A 19,305-nucleotide genomic window follows, 5' to 3' on the forward strand; every position below is an offset into this window, starting at 1 on the left:
AGGGCCCGGTTGAGGCTAGCCCCACCAATGCTACTTCACCGGGGCCACCCCCTTCGTAGTCTGCACGATGGGCTGGATGGTGCCGTCGGCGTTGTAGTGCATCTCATCGACGCAGATGGAGCGGCGGTAGCTGCCGCCCGTGGGCAGGGTGCCGTTGTGGTAAAAGAAGTAGCTCTTGCCCTTGTAGTCGATGATACCCGGGTGCGTTGTGAAGCTGTTGGGCACATTCTCCTGGATAATGCCGCGGTATGTCCAGGGGCCGGTGGCGGTGGGGGCCGTGCAGTATTCTATCATCTCGGGCTTGGTGCCGGCGCTGGCGTACACCAGGTAGTAGAGCTTTTTGCGTTTGTAGAGCCAGGGCCCCTCGATGTAGTTCTTGGGCTTGAAGGTGGTGATGGGGCTAGTTAGCTCGGTCATATTGTCCTTGAGCTTGACCCACTTGCAGCTGCCGTTGCCCCAGTACATATAGGCTTGCTTGTCATCGTCGATGAACACGGTGGGGTCGATGTCGTCCCAGGAGTGCGGCAGGTCCTTGGTCATTTCATTGACGATAAGCGCCTTGCCGATGGCATCCTTGAACGGCCCCGTGGGCCGGTCCGACACGGCCACGCCGATGGCCGAGCCGCCCTGGCTATTCTCGTCTTTCTTGTGAAACGTGGCCACAAACCAGTAGAATTTGCCGTTGCGGTACACGCACTGCGCGGCGTAGGCATCGCCAGTAGCCCAGGCAAAGGTGCGGGGCGAGAGCCGCACGCCGTAGTCCTTCCAGTGCACCATGTCGGTGGTGGAATAGATGCGCCAGTCGGGCATTTTATAGTTGGTTTCCTTCACCGAGGCCGTATCGTGGCCGGTGTAGAGAAACAGCGTGTCGCGGTACACCAGCGGTGCCGGGTCGGCCGTAAATACGGCGCGGATAATGGGGTTCTGCGCCTGCGAAGGCAGGTAGAATCCGAGGGCCAATAGGGCAACTATAAATCTGGTTTTCATAAATTAAGCATGAGACTATTGCAAGCTGTCGTCGCTAGGCCCTAACCTTACCCCTATCGGGCCTAAAACAGCTTCTGCGCGAACAGGTACAAGTCGTGGCGCCAGACGGGCCAGGTGTGGCCGCCGGGGTACTCGCTATAGGCGTACTTGATGCCGAGTTCGTCCATCTTGGCCCGCATCACCTTGTTGTTGGCGTAGGCAATGTCTTCGGGGCCGCCCATCGAGAGCCACAGCTGCTTGAGGTTGGTGTTGATGGTGCTGGCATTAGCCTTCATGAAGGCATACTGTGGGTCAGACAAGGCCGCGTTGTTGGCAAAAAAGCCCGAGCTGAACACCCCTAGGTACTGGAACATGTCGGTGTTCTTGATGCCGGCGTAGAGCGTTTGCAGGCCCCCTAGCGACAAGCCCGCCAGCGCCCGGTTCTGCGCGCCGGGGGCTACCCGGTAGTTGCTTTCCACCACGGGCATCACGGTTTGCTTTAGCTCATCTTCGAAACGCTTCAGGGTCGGCTCGCCGAAGCCGGCTAGGCCGCCGGGGCCACCCATGTTGCCATCCATCATCACGATGAGCATGGGTTTGGCCTTTTTGTCGGCAATTAAGTTGTCCAGAATTACGTCGGTTTTGCCTTGCTTGGCCCAGCCGGTTTCGTCTTCGCCGCCGCCGTGCAGCAGGTACAGCACCGGGTACTTGGCGGAGGTATTGGCGTCGTAGCCAGCCGGGGTGTACACGAAAAACCGGCGCCACGAATTGGTAACTTTGGAGAAGAACTTCCGCTCACGTATTTCGCCGTGGGGCACGTCGCGCTGGGCGTAGAAGCTGGTGCCGCGGCCCGGAATCTCGATGCCGCTGGCCATGCGCCCCATGCCGTAGAAGGTGTCGCTGGCGGGGTCGGCGATGGGCAGGCCGTCGAGCAGCAGCGAGTAGTAGTGCAGGCCCCGGCTCAGCGTGTCAGTGGTCACGGTCCAGGTGCCGCTGCTGTCTTTCACCATGTCGTATTTGCGGCCTAGGTCCAACTGCGCTTTCTGCACGCCGGGGGCTTTGAGGTGAAATACGGCGCGGTTGTCGGGCAAAATCTGCGGGTATTTGGCGTTGCGCACGTTGGTAGTGGCCTGCGCGCCTAGCACCGTGTAGGTGGGTAGGGACGCCACATCGACGGGCTTGAACAAGAACTGCGAGAACATGTACAGCCCGTTTTTCCAGACCTTAAAGTCGTGCCCACCGGCTTCGAGGTAGTACACGTGCGGCACGTTGTGCTCGTAGAGGTAGTCGTGGGTGCGCTGGCTGATGGGCAGCAGGCCGTCGGCGTCGCCGCACGAAATCCAGAGCAGCTTGAGCAGCTTCTTGGCTTTGGCGGGGTCGGGCACCAGCTGCTCGGGCATCTTGGTGTTTGGGGCCGACGAGAAGCCCCCTACCCAGGCAAATTTATCGAGGTTGCCCAAGCCAAAATCCAGCGACTGGCCGCCGCCCATCGACAGGCCGGCAATGGCCCGGTTCTCGCGGGTGGTGAGGGCCGGGTAGTGCTTCTCGACGTAGGGAATGAGGTTGGTCAGCAGGTCTTTTTCGAAGTTGGCAAACGCGGCCACTTTATCGGGTCCGTAGATATTGCCGATGGGCCGGTCGTCTTTCATGGCCCGGCCGTTGGGCATCACCACCAGCATGGGCTTGAGCTTGCCGGCCGCGTACAGGTTATCCAGAATCACCTGCGGATGCCCGCCTTTCAGCCATTCCTTTTCGTCGCCACCAATGCCGTGCAGCAAATACAGCACCGGGTATTTCTTCTTTTTAGAATAGCCCGGCGGCGTGTACACCAGCGCCTTGCGCACCGTGCCCACCGTTTTGGAGGGGTAGCTGATGCTGTCGAGGCGGCCGGTGGCATTGCCCGCGACGGGCTGGTCGAAGCCCTTGGGCGCTTCCATCGGCGCTATTTTTTGGGCAAAAGCGCTGCTTGCACTTAGCAGGAACACGCCTAGTACAACGGGAAATATGTTTCTCATAACTCGAAAAGAAGGCCTAGCGGCCTAGGTAGCGGGTGGGGAAATCGAAAAACTAACCGTCATGCTTCGACAAGCTCAGAATGACGGACTACTAGCTTATTCGCGGCCTACTCGAACTTGACCCAGTCAATCTCCACGGGTGTGTTCGTTTTGGACGAAACGACTAGCGTGTGCGTGCCGGGCTTGAAGGCCGACAAGGGCGCTTTTATCTCCTGCCACTGGCTGCCTTTGGGCACGGTTACTTGGGCGAGCACCGGGCCGGTGGCGCCATCGGCTCGCAGCTGCACCGTGGCGCCGGCGGCGGCCATCGTGCGGAGCGTCACGGTCTTGAGGGCCTGTTTGCCGAAGGCTACCCCGTTGTATTGCACCCAACCTTGGTTGTTGGCGAACACGGTTTTCCAGCCCTGAAACTTGTTGGCGGTATCCAGGAAGGCGATGTTCGCGCCGCTGCTACTCAGGCGGCTGTAGCGGTCGAGCTGGATTTTCTGCTTGGCATCGGTGAGGCCCACGCCGCGCAGGGTTGGTATCACTTTCTGAATGGAGCCGTCGGGCTTGAAGAACAAGCTGTCGATGCGAACCGAGCGGTTTTTGTCGAAGGCCGGCGACAGGTCGTTGTGGTGGTAGAACAGGTACCACTGGTTCTTAAACTCCAGCAGGGAATGGTGATTGGTCCAGCAGCCCGTCGGCGACTCGTCCATAATCACGCCCTTCACCGTGAATAGCCCTAGGGGGCTGGTGCTGGTGGCATATTCGAGGCGCTCGGTCTTGTTCTCGACGTGCGGATAGGTCAGATAGTAGGTGCCGTTGCGCTCAAACAGATAAGGGCCTTCCTTCAACCCTTTCGTGGGCAGCTCGCCCAGCGTCTTGGGCTCGGAGGCTAGCTCCAGCATGTTCTCCTTCAGCTTGGCGCCGTAGATATTGCCCTGCGACCAGTATAGGTACGCCTGCCCATCCTTGTCGATAAACACGTTGGGGTCGATGCCGCGCACCCCCTTGATGGGCAGTGGCTGCGGCACAAACGGGCCGGTGGGCTTGTCGGACACGGCTACCCCCACCGTAAAGCCCTTGCTGATGGTCGTATCGCGGGGAGTAGTCGGGAAGTAGAAGTAATACTTGCCGTTGCGGAACATACAGTCGGGCGCCCACATGCTGTAGCTGTCGGGCTTCACCCACGGCACTTTGTTTTGGGTCACAATCACGCCGTGGTCGGTCCACTCCGTGAGGTTGGCCGAGGAAAACACGTGGTAGTCCTCCATCACAAACCAGCCGGCCCGCCCGTGCCCAGGCGTAGCCCGAATGTCGTGCGACGGATACACGTACACCCGGCCATTAAATGCCCGCGCCGTTGGGTCGGCCGTGAATTGATTGGTAACGATGGGGTTCTGCGCCTGCGCAGCGCCCCCGCACAGGCAGGCCAACGCGCCCAGGATATAAGGCAGTCTACGATTCAGCATCGAGGTAGGAGTTTCGGGTGGGTTTGGAAGTGGAAAAGGGCTGTCGGGTGCTTATTTGGCCCCAGTGGTCTTGTCCGTAATGCGGAAATAATCGAAATCGGCGTAGCCACCGGGGTTCTTGGTGGCGTAGTTGAACAGCCCAAACCGGTAGCCCATAAAATGCGGCAGCGTGTACGCCATCTTGAGTGGGGTGCCGATGGCTTTCCACGTTTTGCCATCGAGGCTGTAGAAGAAAGTCGCCACGTCTTTGCGCTCCGTGAAGTCACATTCCGCCTTGAAATAGACGGTCGATTGGGTCAGCGGCAGGCGCTGTATTTCCACGGGCCTCTCCGACTGGGCGCTCACCATGACGATGGATTTGGCGCCGTTGCGGAAGTCTACCCCTACCAGGCCGTACCGCTTTTGCAAAAGGGCTAGGCCCGCAAAATCACCGTCTTTCAGATGCGATACATCCAGGGCCGTGGTGCCGGCGCAGGTCGGGCCGATGGTGCGCTGGGTCAGGGTGTTGCGCGCCAGCACGAACGTGGTGTCCACGCGGTCCGTTTTCAGGCGCAGGTAGCCGGGACGGTTGGTGAGCGACCACAGGGAGTTTTCGGGATTGTGGTTCCACTGCCACACCAGCGGCAAGGCGGGCTCATCCTTGCGCCGGGCAAACTCATCCGACGCCACTAGGCCCGGAATCAAGCCTTTGCTGGGGGGTAGGGCCAGCGTGGTCGGCACCTTACCGGCCGGGTTGCCGAGCACCGGCCAGCCGTCGGTCCAGGTCACGGGCACGAGGTACGGGATGCGGCCCACGGCCCCGTAGTCGCGGAACAGGTAAGAAAACCACCGCCCATCGGGCGTGTCGATGAGGCCGCCCTGCGCCACGCCTAGGTCTTGTAGCCCCAGCCGGCCTTCGTAGGGCCCCGTGATTTTATCGGCCCGGTGTATTACCACCGTGCGCATGCCCTCCTTGGGCCAGGTGATATTGAGGAGGTAGTACTTGCCTTTGATTTTAAACAGCTGTGAGCCTTCGGCTTGCAGGTTGATATTCGGGCCGGCCGGGGCGCTGGCGTTTTCGATAATCACCTGCTCGGTGGCGCCGGGCTTCACGCCGGAGGCGTCGGCCGTCAGCTCTATCAGCCGCAGCTTGCCGGTGCCAAACACTAGGTACACGCGGCCATCATCGTCGAAAAACAAGGAATGGTCGTGGTAGCTCGGCTTGAAGGACACGGCTTTCCAGGGCCCCTTCTCGATGTTTTTGGTGGAATAAATGTAGGTTTTACCCGTCGTCTGGGCGAACGTCGAAACGTAGTACGTGCCCTGGTGAAACCGCAAGCTGCTCGCCCACGACCCGCGGCCGTAGGTGCTCTTGCCGTTGCGGAGCGCCAGCTCGTCCTGGTTGCCTAGGGTGTCGGAGGCGTAGCTGACCAAGTGCCAGTTCACTAGGTCCTTAGACTTCATGATGGGCACGCCCGGACTCATGTGCATGGTCGTGCTGCTCATGTAGTAGGTATCCCCCACCCGAATCATCGACAAGTCCGGCACGTCGGCGAAAATGATGGGGTTTTGCGCCTGCTTCACCTGCGCCAGTAGCGGCGAAGAAACGGCAGAGACAAGGGCCAGACCGGCAAGTAAGACGCTCTGCTTTAGTAAATACTTCATAGATAAGGAACAACCAGTGCAAGGGGGAGATTAGGGTTGCGCGGGCTTGATAGCCTGGCACTTGCCGCTCAAGTGCATTAGGCTGAACAGGTACAGCAGGCCGTCGTAGTAGGGGTCGAAGTAGCCATCCTCGTAGGGCGCCAGCTTGGCGTTCCAGAGCGCGTGCACGAAGGCGAGGTTCTGGTCTTGGTGCATGAGCGAGGCCGCCCCGCTGGTAGCCACCAGCCCCAGCGAATGCCGCAGCTTCTTGACGTCGCCGGCGGGCAGAATAAACTCGGGCCGCGAGCCATCCACGTTAAATTGGTCTTCGAACGTGTTCAGGCCTTTGCCGCGCAAAAAGCCCTGAAACCGCCGCGCATACTGTTCTTGCCAGGCTTTGTCTTTGCCAAACCACACGTAGTCCATGGCAATGTTCATGGGCACCCGCCACGAATCGTAGCGAAACGCCGGCGGCGCCCACTTGGTGGCGTGGGGCTTGCCGCTAAACTCGGTGTAGTCGTAATTGAGGCCGGTGGGCGCGGCGCACGCCCGGTGCAAAAACGCCCGCGACGTATCGGCGCAGGTCCGGTAAAACTCCTCGTGCCCGTCCTTGGCGTAGGTGGCCCACACCTCCAAAAAAGCCGGCATGTGGTACGATGGGTCGGTCCAGTTGTAGCCGTCGCCCGCTGGCACGAAGGTTATCTGCTTGTGCTCGGTGTTGAACAGGTTACGCACGCCGCCAGTACCGTCTTTTTTCCACGAGGCATCCAGGATGCGGCGAGCCTCCTTGTAATAATTGATGCCGGTGGCATTACCCCAACGGTTGGCCGCAAACAGCAGGCTCGTAACGAAATACAGCTCCCCATCCGAAGCGGGCCCCTCCGAATTGAGCTTCATCGTGGTGGTGCTAAAACTCCAGGCGAAGTAGCCTTCCAGCGGCCCGCTTTGGTGCTGCAAGTTCTTCTTCGACCAGCGCCAGAGGCGGTCAAACACCTCTTTTTTGTTGAGCTGCACGGCCACCATCATCCCGTACGACATGCCTTCGGTGCGGGCATCGTGGTTTTTCACGTCCGACACGTAGGCCATCGAGTCGCCCACCTCGAAGTACACCTTATTGGGTCCTTCAAATACGTCGTGGTAGGCCTGCGTTACCTTCTGGTCGATGGCGGCTTGGCTGTAGCCTGCCTCGCATAGCAAGTTCGGGTACTTGCCGGTGTAAAAAGCGCCTTTTTGCGTAGTGGGCGCCGGTTTGGGTTTAGGCGCGCGCTGGGCGGCCGCGCTACCTAGGCCAGCGCATTGTAGGCCAAGTAGCAGCAGGCCAACCCGGCTGCGGTGGAAGAAAGAAAAGCGGGCATTCATAGAGTAGAGAAAAGGGTAGAGGGGCAGCATTTCGCACGGGTTTCCCGCTCTGTAAGGGGATAAGGAGAATTTCTGGGAGGACCTAGGGCTGCACCACGAAGCCGCCCCGCGCGGGCAGCGTCACGCTGACGGTGTTGCCCGCCACGGCCCGCGTGCTGAAGCTGCGGTTGGTGTCCCCGTCGGTGATGAGCGTGCCGCTCTTTAGGCCCAGTTTGCCGAGGTCAACCTGAATGGTTTTGGGCGCGTCGGTGGCGTTGATGCCGGCCACGTACCACGCGCCGCCGGGCGCCTGCCGGGCCAGCACCGCGTACTCGCCGGGGAAGCCATCCACCAGCTTCACATCGGCCCAGCGCGGGGGTAGCTTTTTCACAAAGTCTTGCACGTAGGCCGGCTGCGCGGCCATGCCCTCGGGCACCTCGGCGTAGTGCTGAATGCCCGACTGAAACAGCACCGACAATGCCAGTTCGAAGGCATTGGACGTGCGACGCTCCTTGCCCCGAATCTCCGAAAAGGCCATGGGCGTGAAGTCCATCGGGCCCACCGCGTTGCGGGTGAAGGGCAGCGTGGCGCAGTGGGTGGGCTCCTGGTCGGTGTTGCGCTGGTCGAAGGTCAGGAACTCGAAGCCCTTCACGGCTTCCATCGTCATCAGGTTGGGGTAGGTGCGGTTCCAGCCCCTAGGCAGGGTAGCGCCGTGAAAATTCACCAGCAGGCCCACCTGGGTAGCATCCGTCAGGATGTCCTGGTAGTAGTTCATAAACGACTGCCCGTCGCCCCCGAAGAAGTCGATTTTCACCCCGGCCACCCCCATCTGCTTGATGCGGGCAAACTCCTTGCGCCGGCTTTCGGGCTCAAAAAGTACGTTGGTAGGCGTTTGCGGGGCCTGGTTCCAGTGGCCATTCGAGTTGTACCATACCAGCAGGCCCACATTTTTGGAGCGCGCATACTGGGCTAGCTCCTGCGTTTTATCGTAGCCTATCTGCTTGTCCCAGAGCGCATCGACCAGGCAATAATGCCAACCCAGGCTAGCGGCGTAGTCGATAAAGCGGCGCTGCACGTCGTAGGTGGTGTTCTGGTCGCCCATCAGCACCCACGACCACGACGATTTGCCGGGCGCCTCCGTAAGCAAAGGTGTTTTAGCGGGGGCGCTCAAGTCGGTCGTTAGCGTCGATTCTACGATGGGCGCCAGCGAGTTGCCTACCACCACCACGCGCCAGGGCGTGCGCCACGGCAGGCGGCTTTCGGGCAGCAGAGCCGCATCGGGTGTGGTTTTTTCGGGCGGCTGCGGGAAGGCCACCGCGTACTCGGCATCGGGCGACTCGTGGGCTAGGTGGGTGCCGGCGTAATTGCGACCCATGCCCGCCTCGGTCAGCAGCACCCAGTGCCCGTTGGTTTGGAACAAGGCCGGAAACGACCACCCCTGCCCGATGGTAGACGGCGTGCCCGCTGCGATGCCACGCTGGTAATTCTCCTCGTACGAGGGCTGCGTGTTGGCAAACCCAGTCTGGGCCTTGGCGTGCGGGTGCAGCCAGCCCTTGGCCCCGGCCGGCAGGTGAAACGTGGTGCTCTCCGCCGTAATGTGCTGCACCTCTTGGCTAGAACCTTCCAGTACATACTGAAACGCTACCCCATCGTTCGACACCTGAAACACCACGCTGAGCTGCGGCGCCCCGGCCGCCCCCGCAAAGTGCAGCACGCGCCGGTTGGCCCGGTAGCGACAGTTGGCACGCTTGTCGGTGACCAGTTGGTAGTCGTCGGCCACGGCGGTTTGCTTGTCGGCCTTCGTCAGTTTGAGGCCCTGCGTGAGGTCGGCGTTGGCGAGGCGCAGCCCTAGGTGCGAGGGCCGTAGCAGCTCAGCTTGGCGGTAGCGCACGGCGTAGGTGGGCTGCCCCTGGGCAGTTACGTCTACCGTCACCAGCACAGCCCCGTCGGGGCTGCTGATGCGGATGGGCTGCTGGGCTGCCTGAGCCGCGGCGAGGGGTAGCGCCAGCAGGCAAAGGAGTGGGAATAAGCGCATAGAAGGAGGATAGAAGCGTAGCGGGCCGCGTATTACTTCTTGTACACGGGGTCGTGGCCCTCGTATTTCAGCCACTTAAAGGAGGCCGTATTGGTGGTAGGCTGTCCGGCCGAGGTGCCGTACATGCCATAGAGGCAGCCGATAAAGCCCCCCGCTACCTGCGTGCTCAGGAAGCGCGCATCTACCTTGTCTTTCAGCGACGTATAGGTCTTGCCATCCTCCGAAAAGCGGAAGCTGTAGGTGTCGCCGTCGGCGTTTATACGCAGCTGCACCTTGCCGGCCGCTGCTTTCAGGGGCGCTTTCGCTAGCAGTTCCGGGGCCTTCGCATCGGCCGTGCTCTTGAAAAGCTGAACCACGGGTTTGCCATTCTCCACCGATTTGCAGAAGTAGTAGAAGTGCTTCTCATCCTGAAAAGCCACCAGGCCAGCCGTTTCATTAGCCGCCTTGGCCGCGAACGTCAGCTCGGTTTCGGCGCTGCCATACATGTGCTGCTGCCGCTTGCCGATGAAGGCCGGGTTGCCGGTTTCGGCCACCGTTTCGGGCTTCAGTTTCAGGGTGAGCCCCTTCGCCTTGCTCAGCGAGAAATTCGTGCTATCGACCGTGCGTAAAAACAGCAGCGCTGGGTCGAGTTGCTTCTCAAAAGTGAGGGTGTAAGCAAAGTTGCCGCTCTGTGGCAGGGCACCGGGCTGCTTCACTTCGGGGAAGTTGGCCTTGTAGGAGTATTGCACGCCGTTGGGGCCAGGCACCGTTACGGGCCAGTCATCTTTCCATTCCACGGGCACAATAAAGGTCTCGCGTCCAGTATTATAATAATTACCTTCGTATGGCCGCACAGCCAGGAAAATGGCGTAGGTCTTCCTATCGGGGCCTTCTACAAACTGTGCGTGGCCAGCTGAGGTGATAGGGTCTTTGCGGTCTTTGGGCAGTTCGCGCTGCGAGAGGATGGGGTTCTTCTCATAAGGCACGAAAGGCCCTAGGGCCTCCTTGCTGCGGAATACTACCTCGGTATGGTTGACCGACGTGCCGCCCTCGGCCGCGTAGAGGTAGTACCAGTCGCCCCGCTTCATCAGGTGCGGCCCCTCAATCCAGATGGGCTTCTTGCTCAGGTCTACCCCCCCGTTCACCACGATTTTGGCCTCGCCCACGGTTTGTAGGGTTTGGGGGTTCAGCTCGATAATCTTGATGGAGCGATGACCGTCGTAAAGAGGCGTGCCGGGCGGGTCACTATTATAAATAACGTAGGCCTTGTCGCCCTCGAAGTACAGCGAGGGGTCGATGCCCCGCACCTCGGGCAAGAAAGTCGGGTTGCTCCACGGCCCGGCGGGGTTTTTGGCCGTCACCACAAAGTTGCCCTTGTGGTCGATGAGCGTGCAGGTGACGTAGTACGTGCCGTTATGGTAGTCGATGGCCGGCGCAAACAGCCCGCGGGTCATCCGGTCGCCCAGGAAGTTCATCTGCGAGGGCCGGCTGATGACATTGCCCACCTGCTTCCAGTTTTTGAGGTCGCGGCTGTGCATGACCGGGATGCCGGGGAAGTAGGAAAACGTAGAGTTGACCAGGTAGTAGTCAGGCCCCACTTTTACCACGCTAGGGTCTGGGTAAAAGCCTGTTAGAATGGGATTAGTTAGCACAATCGATTGTGCGAGGGTGGCCGTAGCGGGCAGCAGGCCCATGGCTAGGGCCGCAAAAAACTGTTTGGTCTTCATGGGGTGGAAAAGCAACCCCTGTTATGGCAGCAAAAACCAACGGCCGTCAGTGGTCTTGCTCACCAACGCGCTGCCAGCCAGGGGCGGGCTAAACTACTCCACTTTTTTTAGCGCAATCGTGTCGATAGGTTTTACCGCACCCAAATACTTGACACGGCACACTAAAAGCGTTATCAACTAAGCAGTTACCAGATAGCCAACTTAGCCTGCGGCTGGCTCTGCCCCTACTCGCTGCGCCGGCTGCGTTGGGGCATGGTCAGCAGCAGCAGCAGAAACAGGCCGGCACCCAGGCTGTACCACGTAATAATGGGCAGACCTCGGAAGTACGGCATCTCGGGTGGGTAATGTCCGAGCAGGCTCAGGCCCGCAAACAGGATGCTGGCCAGCAGCAGCAGCGCGATAATGGTGCGGCTCACGAGCTGGTCGGCCTTGCGCAGCAGGCTGGCGTAGCCGCTTAGCTCCACCTTCACGCGCAGGTCACCCTTACTGATTTTGCGCATTATCTGGCGCAGGTCGATGGGCAGCGTCTGGAGCAGGGCTAGCAGCTGGGTGCCCGTGTACTCGGCCTCGGTGAGGATATTCTCGGGCGAATATTGCTCTTTGAGAATCCGGGCACCGTAGGGACGCACAAACTCGAAGGTGTTGAAGTGCGGGTGCAGCACCTTACCGATGCCTTCGAGAATAACCAACGCCCGCAGGATGAGAAACACCGCGCCCGGCACCTGCAGCTTATACTGGTAGATAATGCTTTGGAGCGAGTCGGCCAGGTCGCTCATGCTCATCTCCTGCACGTCGAGCAGCGCAAAATCCTCAATTAGGCTGTTGAGGTCGGTCTCAAAGGCGCGCATATCGGGGATGTCGCTGGTGAGCGAGAGGCGCCGGAAGTTGAGCGCCATGCTGCGCGCATCCTGCCGGGCCATGCCAATAAACACGCCCGCAAAGGCGTATTTCTGCTGCTTGGTGAGCTTGCCCACCATGCCGAAGTCGATGAGCACGATGGTGCCATCGGGGCGCACCAGCACGTTGCCAGGGTGCGGGTCGGCGTGAAAAAAACCGAACTCAAAAATCTGGGTCAGGTAGATATCCATGCCCGTTTCGGCCACGGTTTCGGGGCTCAGCCCCCAGGCTAGCAACTGCGCTTTATCGGTTATCTTACAGCCATTTACGAACTCGATAACCAAAATCTTGTCCGTGCTCAGCTCGCGGTAAGGCTTGGGGATATAGAAGCTCGTGTAGTGCTCGTAGAGCTTGCGCATCTGCTCCATGGCGCGGGCTTCCTGGGTGTAGTCGAGCTCCTTGGTCATGCTGCGCTCGAAGGCATCGACCACGTCCTGGGGGTTGGCCAGGCCCTGGTTGCGTAAGAAACCAGCCGTGATGCGCACCAGCTCGTGCAGCAGGCGCAGGTCGCCTTCTACCTTCTCGCGCACGCCGGGCCGCTGCACTTTCACCACTACTTCCTCGCCGCTGTGCAGCCGCGCCCGGTGCACCTGCCCAATGCTGGCCGAGCCCAGCGGCACATCGTCAAACTCGCTGAAAACCTCCCCTAGCGGGCGGCCCAGCTCGGCTTCAATGAGCTGGCGCGCCTCTTCGGTGGGGAAGGGCGGCACGTTGCTTTGCAGCTTCTCAAACTCGTCGATGAGGGCCTGGGGCAGCAGGTCGGCGCGGTTGCTCAAGGCCTGGGCCAGCTTGATAAAGGTGGGGCCCAACTCTTCTATTATCAGGCGAATACGCTCCCAGCGGGTGGTTTCAAACACCGGGCGCTCGTCTACTTCCAGCCAGCGCAGGCGGCGGTTCTGGCTCACGAGGCGGCGCAGCGGGGTGGTCGTCACCACATCCTCAAAGCCGTAGCGCAGCAGCACCTCGGCCACTTGCCGAATCCGGGCCAGGTTGGATATCGTATTTTTAAATAGCACAGAACAAGAGGCTTAAAACGACTAGCTGACCAGCCAAACCGGCAGTTGCACGAATTTTGCAGGGCTAGCCCCGCGCCCTACCCACTGCAAAGGAACGCGCCCGCGGCTGATTGCCGGTCAGCCAAAGCTACACTCTTCCTCTCTCCTACCCCACCCGCCCCATGACCAATCGTTTATACTTGCTAATTGAGGCGCTTGACCGTGCCACCGAAACGGCCCTGGCCTCGGCCGAGGCGCTGGGGCCGCGCGCCTACGTGCACCCCGTGCCGGGCCAGTGGGCCGCCGCGCAGGTTATTCACCACCTGCTCACGGCCGAAAAAAGTATTGCCGCAGGGTTGCGCCGCGCACTAGCCACCGACCACGCCAAGTGGCAGCTAGCCACCCTCAAGCACAAGGTGCGCGGCTTACTGCTACGCCTGGCGCTGCGGGTGCCGGGCCTCAAGTTTAAGGTGCCGGCTACGCTGCCGCCCCCGCCCGACCCTAGCACCATTGCGCCGCTGCCCGAGCTGCGCGCCGAATGGGAGGCCGTACGCCGGCAGCTCGAGCAGGTGCTGCACGAGTTTCCGGGCACCAAGCTCAACCACACGGTGTTTCGGCACCCACGCGCCGGCTGGCTCACGGTGAGCCAAACGGTGACCTCCATCCTGGACCACACGCTGCACCACCAGCAGCAGCTCGACCGCATCAGCAAGGCGCTGAAGCAGGTGCGTCAGCCTTCTACGGCGAGCGCCTGAGCGAGCTCGGTGGGTGGCACCGTAAGCTTGCGGCGGTCGAGGTCGAGCCAGGCGCCATCCACCGTCACGGTGGCGGCTACGCGGCCGTCGGCCTTGTAGATGGTGTGCTCAATGGTCCAGCGGGCGCCGTCGGGCGTGCCGCCGGTCACGCGGCCGTCCACCTTTATCTGCTCGCCGCCGTGCAGCTCTTTCAGGTACTTGGTTTCTTCGCGGAAGAGAATGGGGCCTAGCCGCAGCTCGGCAAACTTCTTAACGTCGAAGCCCAGGCTGGCCAGCCAGTGCACACGCTGGTCGGCGGCAAAGTCGGCGTAGGCCGAGTGGCGCATGTGGCCGTTGGGGTCGAGCTCGGCCCAACGCACGGTATAGGTCTGACTGTGAGTCATGCTGCTAGGGGTTCAATTAATCGATAGCCGGCTCGAAGCCGCCGGCCAGGGTGAGGCGCACCAGGTACTGGCCGCCTTCATCTTCGCCCAAAAACTCGACCTCGTAGCCGGCTTGGCGGGCAGCATCTTCGAGTAGGCTGGCGTCGATAAAAAGCCAGGGGAACGGCTCGCCGGTCTGGTCTTTGTACTGAAAGGTATAGGTGACCTCACCATAGTAAGGGCCGTTGAGGTTGAATACCAGGGCGCCATCTTCGTCCTCGTAGAGGTAGCTTATGTCGGACGAGGTACCCAAAATCTGGCCATCGGGGGCCAGCAGGGTGCGGGCGTGTGCCAGAAATTTGTCGAGGCCTTCAAGCGTGCCGGTTAGCCCCAGGCCGTTCATCAGCATGAGGATGGTATCGTAAGGGCGCTCGTCTTTGCCGCGCTTGTCCAGGATATCGTGCTGGGCTACCTGCTGCACGCCACGGGCCTGCATCACCTGCACGGCCCCAGCCGACTGGTCGATGGCGCGCACGTCGGCAAAGCCCCGGCTTTGCAGCTCGAGGGCGTGGCAGCCGGCACCGGCACCCAGGTCGAGCACGCGGCCGCGGCACTCGTCGAGGGCCTGGCGCTCAAGCTCGGGCATAGCCAGCAGGGTGCGGAAGAAGTAGGCGGCGGGCAGCTGCTCCTCATCGGCGGCGCTGCACTGCACGGTGAGGGCGGCCGCGTGGTGGCCGTGCTGGTAGTCGAGCAGGGCCTGGCCGATGAGGTCGGGGGCTTGGTGGGGCATAAGGAAAGGCGCGGGGCAGATGGCCGGCAGGGCACTTTTAAACGTAAACGGCGCCAGGCCGGCCGGCAAAGGTCTGGCTGCTTTTCGCATTTCGACCTTCTCTATGGCTGCCCAGCTCAAAAAAGGCCAGCTTCCGACCAAAATCTGCGCTACCTGCGGGCTGCCTTTCGAGTACCGCAAGAAGTGGCGCAATAACTGGCCGGAGGTGAAATATTGCAGCGAGAAATGCCAGCGTAATAAAGAGAAAGCAGCTAGCCCCTAGTGGTTAGCCGCTCTATTATCTTCCTACTTCTATCTTCTCTACTTTCACAAAAGCCAGCAGCCTATTGCTGCTAGCCACCTGCTAAAAAATGGCCTCCAACATCGACTACCTCAACCCCGACCTCCGCCCGCTAGAGGAAAAAGTAGAAGCCTACCTCGCCGCCGAGCGCGACCTGCGCATGCTCACCATCGCCGACCGCAACGAAGCTACCCACGACGCCGAGGTGGCCGCCGCGGCCCAGGAGTTTGAGCAGCGCCCACCCACGGGCTCATTTGACCAGCACGCCGACGAGCTGAACCTGCGCCGCCAGGATGCCCAAGATGCGCTCGATGCCTTGCGCCAGGATATTATCGGCCTGCTGCCCACCCGCGACGAATGGGTGAAAGTGAACCTCGGCTACGGCCCTAGCCGGGTTGGCGCCTGGCGCGTGCCCAACCCCGATGGCTCGGGCGCCGAGCACTACGAAGTGCGGGTGGTGCAGTAGCGCGGACTTTTAGTCCGCGAGGGTTAAGGCGTATTAGGCACGGTAGTCGCGGACTAAAAGTCCGCGCTACTTCCTAGTGTCCCGCGTCCCAGTCGTAGCCTTGCTCGGCCCAGTAGTCGGCGGGGCGCTGGTCGACAAAGGCGATGGTGCCGATGCGCTTGAGGTGCTTGATGCCGTATTTGAGCGGCGTGACTAAGCGCAGCGGCGCGCCGTGCTCAAGGCTCAGGGGCTGGCCGTTTATCTCGTAGCAGAGCAACGTTTGGGGGTGAATGGTGCTGTGCATGTCGAGGCCCACGTAGTATTCCTCGTCGGGCGTGACGAGGCTGACGTAGGGCGCCAGGTCGGCGGGCGGGTGAGCTATGTCCTTGATGGGCTGGCCGCTGCGGCTGGCTAGGGGGTACTTGGCCAGAAAATCGGCGAAGCGCGCGCCGGCCCAGTTCACGATAATGCTCCAGCCCTCAATGCACTTGAGCTGGGTAGTCATCTCGATGCGCGGCAGGGCTTTGATATCGGCCAGCGTAAATTCCTGGGCCTTGCCGCCGCCATAGGGCTGCACCACCATACGCCAAGCGTCGAGGTCGATTTCTGAATTCAGACCAGCATCACCGTTGGTGCGCACCTGGCGCACGCCCTGGCTTTTGGCAAACTCGGGGGCTAGCCGCGTTTCGCGGAAATAGGCGGCCGAGAGGCGGCCGTTGGCGTCGAGCACGCGCCGGAAAGGCGCGGGCGTGCCCTCGGCATCGGGCTGATTGAGCAGGTAGCGCCAGCCTAGTACGCCGGCCAGCCCCGCCAGCCCCAGCCCGATAAACGAGCGCCGGGTGCGGCGCGTGGCCTCCTGCTCAATGGCCGAGCCGGGCGGCAGCGTAAGGTTTTCGCCATCGGGCGACACGTGCGGCGGAATAGCTTTTTCGGGGGCGGGCGTGGGTTCCAGGGCCATAATGCGGATAGACTAGCGGGTAAACAATTAGGCCTGGGTATCGGGTTCGCGCTGGGCCAGCCGGGGGCTAGCGGCGCCCGCCGGCACCTCTTCAATCTCAAAGCCGGCCACCATCGAGCGGAAGTTGTTCCAGCCAGCGCGGCCCACCTGCGCTACGTGCACGATAAAAAACAGCACGTAGCCGATAGTCAGCACAAAGTGCTCGACCCGCGCCGCCTCGTAGCCGCCCAGTCCCTGCGTGAGCCAGCCAAACTGCGTGGGCTTGTAAATAGACAAGCCCGTGAGCAGCGACCCTAGCCCCATCAGAATCACGGCGGTATAGGCAATGCGCTGGGCGCCATTATACTTCTGCACCAGCGGGGCGGCTTTGCGCAGGCCCAGGTCGTGCAAGGTTACTTCAATGGCTTCGCGGAAGGAGTGGCGGTTGGGCAGCAGGTAGCGCCACTCGCCTGACACCAGCGTGTAACCCACATAGAGCAAGCCGTTTAGAAAAAACACCCACATAAGCAGAAAGTGCCAGGCCATGCCCTGAGCCAGCTTGTGGTCGAGGTGGGTGGCATCGTAAAACGACTGCGGGAAAAACTTGTAGAGTGTGGTAGTGCCCCAGCCAAGGCGGTAGATGTCGTTGGCCCAGTATATCCAGAGGCCGCTCCAAATCATGAGGGCCAGCACCGGAAAATTGACCCAGTGAAACCAGCGAATGGCTAGCGGATGCTTCTCAACAAGTTTTTTCATAAAGCCAGAATGCGGAATGCGCCTACGAAAGTAAGCTGCTCGCTGAACTACGGACGGGCGCGGCCGGGGGGCCTAGCGAGCAGACGGAGCGGCAGACGCGGCTGGGCGACCAACCTTACATCAGAATCGTTATTTTTATTTCTTGCTGGCGCGGGTGTAAGGTTGGCGACCCAGCCGCGTCTAACCTGGCAGCCGGCTCGGCTCATCAGTCTTTCTCACTTTTTGCGCTTCATGTAATGAAACTCCTCCTGGCAACTATTGGCGGGCTCGTAGGCCTAGTCGGCCTTACCGCCCCAGTGCCGCCGAGCCCCGCACCGGCGCGGGTGCCCGTAGTGGTAGAGCTGTTTACGTCGGAAGGCTGCTCGAGCTGCCCGAGCGCCGATGCTACGCTGCGCGAGCTGGAAAGCAGCCAGCCCGTGGCCGGCGCCGAGGTCATTGCCCTGGGCCAGCATGTCGACTACTGGAACCGCCTGGGCTGGAAAGACCAGTTTTCGGACCCCACTTACACAGCCCGCCAGCGCCAGTATGCCGCCCGGTTTGGCAGCGGCTCCTACACGCCGCAGGCCGTGGTGCAGGGCCGCGAAGAATTGGTGGGCAGCCGCCGTGCCGATTTGCTGGCGGCCATTGGGCGGGCGGCCCGGGCCCCGCAGGCGTCCGTGAGGGTAGCAGGTGGCCTAGGCGACCAGCCGCTGCGGGTGCGCGTGGCTAGCCTGCCGGCAGGCACCGGCCCGGCCCAAGTGCTACTTTTCATCACCGAAAGTGGGTTGGCTACTCAGGTGAGCGGCGGCGAAAATGCCGGCGCGCTGCTGCGTCATGCCACGGTGGTGCGCAGCCTGCAGCCGCTGGGCACCGTGGCGCCGGGCGGCACCTTCGAGGCTAGCCCCACCCCGGCGCTGGCGGCTGGCTGGAACCATGCCCACCTGCGGGCCGTGGTGGTCGTGCAAGCCGAGCGCACCCGGCAAGTAGTAGGCGCCGCGGTGCAGCCGCTAGGCGGCGAGCTGGCCCGGCAGTAGCGCGGGCCCGCGACCGACCGCTTTTTTGCTTTTCCTCTTATGACTGCCTCCCCTCCTGCCCTGCTCGACCCGCCGCAGTGGCCCGACCGCTACGGGCCCGAACTGTACCACTATGCTTATCGGCGCGTGCACAACGCCGACGCGGCGGCCGAGCTGGTGCAGGAAGCTTTTCTGAGTGCGCTGGCCGCTAGGGCCAGCTTCCGAGGCGAGGCCTCGGAGCGGAGCTGGCTATTCGTGATTTTAAAGCGCAAGCTCGTTGATTTTTACCGCCAGCAAGCGCGCCAACCCCTAGCGGCGGCGCCCGAAGCCGACCCGGAGGAAGAGGCGCCCGGCCCGCTATTTGGCCCCGACGGCCACTGGCTGCCGGCTCATGCGCCCCAACCCTGGCCCGCCGCCGATGCGGCCCTGGAGCAACAAGAGCTGCAGCAGATTCTGGCGGCCTGCCAGCGGCGCCTGCCGCCGCGCCAGCAGCTGGTTTTTGCGCGGCGCTTTGTGGAGGAAATTTCCACCGAAGAAGTATGCCAGGAACTGGCCCTGTCAGCGGCCAACTTCTGGGTCTTGGTGCACCGCGCCAAGCTCAGTTTGCGCCGCTGCCTCGAGCGCCACTGGCTAGGCACCCCACCCCCCACCTCCGCCGCCTGATGTTCTTGCCTGCTTTCGTGCGCGACTGCCGCACCGCGACGCGCCTCATCGAGCGCCGGGCCGACGCCGCACTGGCCCCAGGCGAGCGCCTGCGCCTGTGGGCCCACCTGCATCTGTGCGTGTACTGCCGCCGCTACCAGGTCCAAAGCCAGCTGCTGTCCCGCCTGGCGCCAGGGCTAGCCGCAGGGCCACCGCCCGTGTCGGCAGAACTAAGAGCCCGCTGGAAAGCCCGCATTGCGGCGGCTAGCGGAGAGGTAGAATGAGGCAGCAGCTGGTTTAGCGTAATTTTTCCTGAC

The 19,305-nt window shown here is 61.7% G+C and carries 18 protein-coding genes; 6 read left to right on the top strand and 12 right to left on the bottom strand.

Features of this window, described 5'->3' with window-relative positions; genetic code table 11:
• Positions 1-30 precede the first annotated feature (30 nt).
• From J4D99_RS18190 to J4D99_RS18225, 8 genes are all read right to left on the bottom strand, one after another.
• Positions 31-987, bottom strand: coding sequence for a glycoside hydrolase family 43 protein (locus J4D99_RS18190; protein ID WP_208133167.1), 957 nt, complete (start codon positions 985-987; stop codon positions 31-33).
• A gap of 62 nt (positions 988-1,049) precedes the next feature.
• Positions 1,050-2,981, bottom strand: coding sequence for an alpha/beta hydrolase-fold protein (locus J4D99_RS18195; protein WP_208133168.1), 1,932 nt, complete (start codon positions 2,979-2,981; stop codon positions 1,050-1,052).
• 107 nt (positions 2,982-3,088) lie between these two features.
• Positions 3,089-4,435: a family 43 glycosylhydrolase gene (locus J4D99_RS18200; protein WP_208133169.1), complete on the bottom strand. Its 1,347-nt coding sequence runs from the start codon at positions 4,433-4,435 to the stop codon at positions 3,089-3,091.
• 51 nt (positions 4,436-4,486) lie between these two features.
• On the bottom strand, positions 4,487-6,079 hold the full coding sequence (locus tag J4D99_RS18205; protein WP_208133170.1) for a glycoside hydrolase family 43 protein: 1,593 nt from the start codon (positions 6,077-6,079) through the stop codon (positions 4,487-4,489).
• A gap of 30 nt (positions 6,080-6,109) precedes the next feature.
• A complete protein-coding gene (locus J4D99_RS18210) occupies positions 6,110-7,417 on the bottom strand; it encodes a family 8 glycosyl hydrolase (RefSeq protein WP_208133171.1) in 1,308 nt (435 codons plus the stop codon).
• A gap of 82 nt (positions 7,418-7,499) precedes the next feature.
• Positions 7,500-9,431, bottom strand: a complete 1,932-nt coding sequence (locus tag J4D99_RS18215; protein ID WP_208133172.1) for a glycoside hydrolase family 97 protein — start codon at positions 9,429-9,431, stop codon at positions 7,500-7,502.
• Between the two features lie 32 nt (positions 9,432-9,463).
• A complete protein-coding gene (locus tag J4D99_RS18220; RefSeq protein WP_208133173.1) occupies positions 9,464-11,137 on the bottom strand; it encodes a glycoside hydrolase family 43 protein in 1,674 nt (557 codons plus the stop codon).
• Positions 11,138-11,361: 224 nt separating this feature from the next.
• On the bottom strand, positions 11,362-13,050 hold the full coding sequence (locus J4D99_RS18225; protein ID WP_208133174.1) for an AarF/UbiB family protein: 1,689 nt from the start codon (positions 13,048-13,050) through the stop codon (positions 11,362-11,364).
• A gap of 161 nt (positions 13,051-13,211) precedes the next feature.
• Here J4D99_RS18225 and J4D99_RS18230 point away from each other — a divergent pair, with 161 nt between their 5' ends.
• Positions 13,212-13,784 carry a DinB family protein gene (locus J4D99_RS18230; protein WP_208133175.1) on the top strand — a complete coding sequence of 191 codons (573 nt, stop codon included), beginning with the start codon at positions 13,212-13,214 and terminating at the stop codon, positions 13,782-13,784.
• Here J4D99_RS18230 and J4D99_RS18235 read toward each other — a convergent pair.
• Entirely contained in the window at positions 13,760-14,167 is a 408-nt protein-coding gene (locus J4D99_RS18235; RefSeq protein ID WP_208133176.1) for an acyl-CoA thioesterase, read from the bottom strand. The two genes, J4D99_RS18230 and J4D99_RS18235, sit on opposite strands and share 25 nt — an antisense overlap.
• A gap of 16 nt (positions 14,168-14,183) precedes the next feature.
• Positions 14,184-14,936 (bottom strand): class I SAM-dependent methyltransferase, encoded by a 753-nt coding sequence (locus tag J4D99_RS18240; protein WP_208133177.1) that lies wholly within the window; start codon positions 14,934-14,936, stop codon positions 14,184-14,186.
• A gap of 103 nt (positions 14,937-15,039) precedes the next feature.
• Here J4D99_RS18240 and J4D99_RS18245 point away from each other — a divergent pair, with 103 nt between their 5' ends.
• Both J4D99_RS18245 and J4D99_RS18250 read left to right on the top strand, forming a co-directional pair.
• Complete coding sequence (locus tag J4D99_RS18245) at positions 15,040-15,198, top strand: DUF2256 domain-containing protein (RefSeq protein WP_208133178.1); 159 nt, start codon at positions 15,040-15,042, stop codon at positions 15,196-15,198.
• 88 nt (positions 15,199-15,286) lie between these two features.
• Positions 15,287-15,682: a hypothetical protein gene (locus J4D99_RS18250; protein ID WP_208133179.1), complete on the top strand. Its 396-nt coding sequence runs from the start codon at positions 15,287-15,289 to the stop codon at positions 15,680-15,682.
• A 73-nt stretch (positions 15,683-15,755) separates the two neighbouring features.
• Here J4D99_RS18250 and J4D99_RS18255 read toward each other — a convergent pair whose 3' ends face one another.
• The gene (locus tag J4D99_RS18255) at positions 15,756-16,619 is read right to left on the bottom strand and encodes a molybdopterin-dependent oxidoreductase (protein WP_208133180.1); all 864 of its coding nucleotides are present in this window, start codon (positions 16,617-16,619) and stop codon (positions 15,756-15,758) included.
• 27 nt (positions 16,620-16,646) lie between these two features.
• On the bottom strand, positions 16,647-17,354 hold the full coding sequence (locus J4D99_RS18260; RefSeq protein WP_208133181.1) for a cytochrome b/b6 domain-containing protein: 708 nt from the start codon (positions 17,352-17,354) through the stop codon (positions 16,647-16,649).
• A 236-nt stretch (positions 17,355-17,590) separates the two neighbouring features.
• Here J4D99_RS18260 and J4D99_RS18265 point away from each other — a divergent pair, with 236 nt between their 5' ends.
• The 3 genes from J4D99_RS18265 to J4D99_RS18275 are packed head-to-tail and all read left to right on the top strand — an operon-like array spanning position 17,591 to position 19,272.
• Entirely contained in the window at positions 17,591-18,367 is a 777-nt protein-coding gene (locus tag J4D99_RS18265; protein WP_208133182.1) for a DUF1223 domain-containing protein, read from the top strand.
• A 39-nt stretch (positions 18,368-18,406) separates the two neighbouring features.
• Complete coding sequence (locus J4D99_RS18270) at positions 18,407-19,009, top strand: sigma-70 family RNA polymerase sigma factor (RefSeq protein WP_208133183.1); 603 nt, start codon at positions 18,407-18,409, stop codon at positions 19,007-19,009.
• Entirely contained in the window at positions 19,009-19,272 is a 264-nt protein-coding gene (locus J4D99_RS18275; protein WP_208133184.1) for an anti-sigma factor family protein, read from the top strand. Before J4D99_RS18270 ends, J4D99_RS18275 begins: the two co-directional genes overlap by 1 nt.
• The last annotated feature ends 33 nt before the right edge of the window (positions 19,273-19,305 follow it).

The organism is Hymenobacter sp. BT559 (assembly GCF_017571525.1).
Classification (GTDB): Bacteria; Bacteroidota; Bacteroidia; order Cytophagales; family Hymenobacteraceae; genus Hymenobacter; species Hymenobacter ginsengisoli.